This is a genomic window from Streptomyces sp., assembly GCF_031178505.1.
GTDB classification, from domain to species: domain Bacteria; phylum Actinomycetota; class Actinomycetes; order Streptomycetales; family Streptomycetaceae; genus Streptomyces; species Streptomyces gulbargensis.
Genome location: NZ_JAPSIW010000673.1, coordinates 1 through 3,916, shown reverse-complemented (window position 1 = coordinate 3,916; position 3,916 = coordinate 1). Strand labels below are relative to the sequence as shown.

3 protein-coding genes are annotated in these 3,916 nt (G+C 75.9%); 2 read left to right on the top strand and 1 reads right to left on the bottom strand.

Translation table 11 applies throughout. The features are described 5' to 3' along the window. Positions 1-99 precede the first annotated feature (99 nt). Entirely contained in the window at positions 100-1,083 is a 984-nt protein-coding gene (locus tag RIF68_RS30245) for a LysR family transcriptional regulator (RefSeq protein WP_309054462.1), read from the bottom strand. Positions 1,084-1,189: 106 nt separating this feature from the next. Between RIF68_RS30245 and RIF68_RS30240 the strand changes: the two genes are divergently transcribed. Together RIF68_RS30240 and RIF68_RS30235 are read left to right on the top strand one after the other, a co-directional pair. Continuing rightward, positions 1,190-2,395 carry an MFS transporter gene (locus tag RIF68_RS30240; protein WP_309054461.1) on the top strand — a complete coding sequence of 402 codons (1,206 nt, stop codon included), beginning with the start codon at positions 1,190-1,192 and terminating at the stop codon, positions 2,393-2,395. Positions 2,396-2,873: 478 nt separating this feature from the next. Beyond that, the coding region (locus RIF68_RS30235; RefSeq protein ID WP_309054460.1) for an Orn/Lys/Arg decarboxylase N-terminal domain-containing protein at positions 2,874-3,916 on the top strand (1,043 nt) is incomplete at its 3' end.

Sequence of the window (3,916 nt, the reverse complement as noted above, 5' to 3'; positions counted from 1 at the left end):
AACCGGCAGGCGGGCCGTGCCCCGGTCGCGCCGACCCGGCCGCGTCCGTCGGCCCGTCTCCGGCCGCGCGAGCGGTGCGGGCCGGTCGGCTCGTCCCTGTCAGCCCGCACCGCCCGCGCAGGTCGCCTTCGTCCCCCTCCCCTCCCCCGCACCGGGAGCGTGCTCCGGTCCGTCCGGCGCCGGATCGGCCGAGGCGAGGGTGTCGGCGAGGGCGCGGGAGAAGGCGCGGGCCTGCGGGGCCGGATCCGTACGGCGCAGGACCAGGCCGAGCCAGGAGTCGGGGAGGCCGTCGACCGGGACGAACGCGAGGGAGCCCCGGCGGCCGTGGTACTCGGCGGTCGACCGGCACAGCAGCATGGCCCCCCGGTTCGCCGCGGCGAGCGACAGGCCCTCCTGCAGGGTGGTGACCAGGGGCCCGGCCGGGACGGGCCGGCCGCCCGGCGTCTCGCGCGGGGCCTGGGCGAGTCGCCAGTAGGCGGGGGCGGAGTCCTGGACGCCGATCAGCCGGCAGTCCGCCAGCTCCTCCGCCGCGAGCGACTCCCGAGCCGCCAGGGGGTGCCGGACGGAGACCGCCAGGGTCTGCGGCTGCCGGGAGAAGACGGGCCCGAGCGCCAGGTCCTCCTCCGCCACCGGCAGCAGCACCACCCCGCAGTCGACCTCCTCGCGGCGCAGCGCCCCGAAGGGGTCCGCGAGGGGGATCTCCACCACCTCGGTCGTCCATGCGGGGTGGCGCTCCTCGAACAGGGCGAGGGCCCCGGCCACCCGGTCGTCGACCGTCCCCTGGAAGCCGATGCGCAGCACCCCGACGGCCCCCCGGGCGGCCGCGCGAGCCTCGTCGACGGTCGCCCGCAGGGTGTCGTACGCGGGACGCAGCGACGCCAGGAAGGAGGCGCCGAGCGGGGTGAGGCCCACCCGGCGGCTGGTCCGTTCCACCAACGGGGCGCCGATCCGGTGCTCCAGGGAGCGGAGCAGCTGGCTGACCCGGCTCTGGGAGACGTACAACCGCTCCCCCGCCCGGCCGAAGTGCAGTTCCTCGGCGAGCGCGAGGAACGCCTCCAGCTCGCGGATCTCCAGACCGCCCATACCCCCGGACCCCTTTCCCGCCGCCACGCCGATCGATGAGCCCCGCTCATCGAAGCATGAGTGATCGGCCGTTGTTCCCGCGGGGCGCGCCGCGTTGGCTGGTCGCATGACAGGGACAGGGAACATCACGGGTACGGCGGCCGGCGGGGCGCGAACGCGGCACGGGGGCTGGGCGGCGGTGACGGCGGTCACCGGGGCGACGTTCACGGTGGTCACGTCCGAGATGCTGCCGGTGGGTCTGCTCACCCCGATCGGCGGCGCGCTGCGGGTGAGCGAGGGCACGGCCGGGCTGACGCTCACCGTCACGGGGCTGGTGGCCGCGGTGACGGCACCGCTCCTCACCCCCGCGCTGAGCCGCTTCGACCGCCGCCGGGTGCTGTGCGGGCTGATGGGGGCGCTGGTGACGGGCAATCTGCTGGCGGCGTTCTCCCCGCACTTCGCGGTCATGGTGGTGGCGCGGGTGCTGGTGGGCGTCGGCATGGGCGGGGTGTGGGCCGTCGCGGCCGGTCTGGCGGTACGGCTCGTCCCGGCACGGTCCGTGGGCCGGGCCACCTCGCTGGTCTTCAGCGGCATCGCGGTGGCTTCCGTGCTGGGCGTCCCGGCCGGTACGTTCCTCGGCGAACTGGCGGGGTGGCGTGCGGCGTTCCTGGCGGCCGGCGCTCTCGCGCTGGTGGTGCTGGTCGCCCTGGCGGTGCTGCTGCCGGCGCTCCCGGCGCAGGGGGAGCTGCGGCTGGGGGGTGTGCTGCGGCTGCCGGGAAGGCCGCCGGTGGCGACCGGGCTCGGTGTCGTGGCGCTTCTGGTGACCGGGCACTTCGCCGCGTACACGTACGTACGTCCGGTCCTGGAGCGGCTGGCGGGCGCGGGCGCGACGACGATCGGCACCCTGCTGCTGGTGTACGGCCTCGCGGGTGTCGTCGGCACTTTCGCCGCCGGGTCCCAGGTCTCCCGTTCGCCGCGCGGCACGCTCCTGGTGATCGGCCTGGTGACGGCGGTGACGGTCGGCGCGCTGCCGCTGTTCGGTGGTTCGGTGCCGGTGGCCGGGGTGCTGCTGGCGGTGTGGGGCGTCGCGTACGGCGGGGTGTCGGTCGCCACCCAGACGTGGCTGCTGGCAGCGGCCCCCGACGCCCGGGAGGCGGCCTCGGCGCTGTTCGTCGGTGCCTTCAACGGCTCGATCGCGCTGGGGGCGTTCGCCGGGGGCCTCGCGGCGGACACGGCCGGGGTCGGGGCCGTGCTGTATCTGGGCGCGGCCCTCGCCGCAGGTGCCTGCGCGGTGACGGTCTTCGGGCGGGCCCCGGGCGGCGCCCGCCGCTGAGAGGGACGGTGCCCGCGTGGAGGGGGCTCCCCCCGCGCGCGGCCCCGCGAACCGGTGGGGTGGTGGCCCTCAGGGGAGCCGGTGTCCGCCGGGGTGACGCCGGGCGGGGCGGGCCGGGGCGAGCGCCGAGCGGGAGCCCGGAGTCGCGCAGCGCGGTGTCGTGAAGGAGCGGGCGCCACGGTGAAGCCGGCGCACAGGACGAGGAACGCCTGGTGGCCGGGGTCCCCGAGGGCGGCCCTCCGGGCGGGGGCGTGGTGGGTGCGGTGGTGGACGGCATGGCGCCTCGGCGTACACCCGGGGGAAGGACCCGGGGGCCGACCGGGACCGGCCGGCCCCCCGCGTCGCGGCCGACCGCCGCCACACCTGCGGGTGAAAGCGGCGGCGAAGATCGGTTCGCGCCCTCCCGCGCCCCCCAGACTGTGCCGCAGCCGACATGCGCGACGAATCGGCGCACCCCCCCCCCACCGGAGGCGTACACATGACACGGAACAGCGTGCTGCTGGCACTGCGCGAGAACCCCCTGGCCGGCGGCGTCAGCACCGAGCAGGTGCGCCGCATCGGCAAGGAGCTGGACAACCGGGGCCTGGATCCGCGTTGGGCCACCGGCGCCGAGGAGGCGAAGGCCACCCTGCGGACCGAGGCCGGGCTTTCGGCCGCCGTGATCGCCTGGGACCTGCCCGGCGGCGCCGACGGGGAGGGCGGCGGCGCGGACGTCCTCCGCCAGATCCAGCGCCGCTGGAAGCGGCTGCCGGTCTTCCTGCTGATGAACGACGACTCCGACCAGGATCTCGAAGGGCTTCCGCTGTGGGTCTCGGAGGCGGTGATCGGCTACGTCTGGCCGCTGGAGGACACCGCCACCTTCATCGCCGGGCGCATCGTGGCGGCGGCCCAGGCCTACCACCAGGACATCCTGCCGCCGTTCTTCAAGGCCTTGCGGCGCTTCGACGACGCCCACGAGTACTCGTGGCACACCCCCGCGCACTCGGGCGGTGTCGCCTTCCTCAAGTCCGCGACCGGCCGCGCCTTCTTCGAGTACTTCGGCGAGCGCCTGTTCCGCAGCGACCTGTCGATCTCCGTCGGCGCGCTCGGTTCCCTCTTCGAGCACAACGGGCCCATCGGTGACGCGGAGCGCAACGCCGCCCGGGTCTTCGGGGCCGACCGGACGTACTTCGTCCTGCACGGCAACTCCACCGCCGACCGGATGGTGGGCCACTACAGCGTGACCGCCGACGAGATCGCCCTGGTCGACCGGAACTGTCACAAGTCGGTCCTGCACGGGCTGGTGATCTCGGGCGCCCGGCCCGTCTATCTGGTGCCCACCCGCAACGGTTACGGCCTCGCCGGCCCGCTCCCCCCGCACGCGATCGCACCCGAGGCGGTCGCGGCCCGGGTCGCGGAGAACCCCCTGGCGGCCGGCGCCGTCGCGCCGGAGGCGCAGTACGCGGTGGTCACCAACTCGACGTACGACGGGCTGTGTTACGACACGGTGGCGGCGGCCCGCGCCTTCGCCCCGAGCACGCC

Bases quoted from the DNA above. Each gene is read 5' to 3' on its own strand.
- RIF68_RS30245 (WP_309054462.1), bottom strand. From the start codon at position 1,083: ATGGGCGGTCTGGAGATCCGCGAGCTGGAGGCGTTCCTCGCGCTCGCC.
- RIF68_RS30240 (WP_309054461.1), top strand. From the start codon at position 1,190: ATGACAGGGACAGGGAACATCACGGGTACGGCGGCCGGCGGGGCGCGA.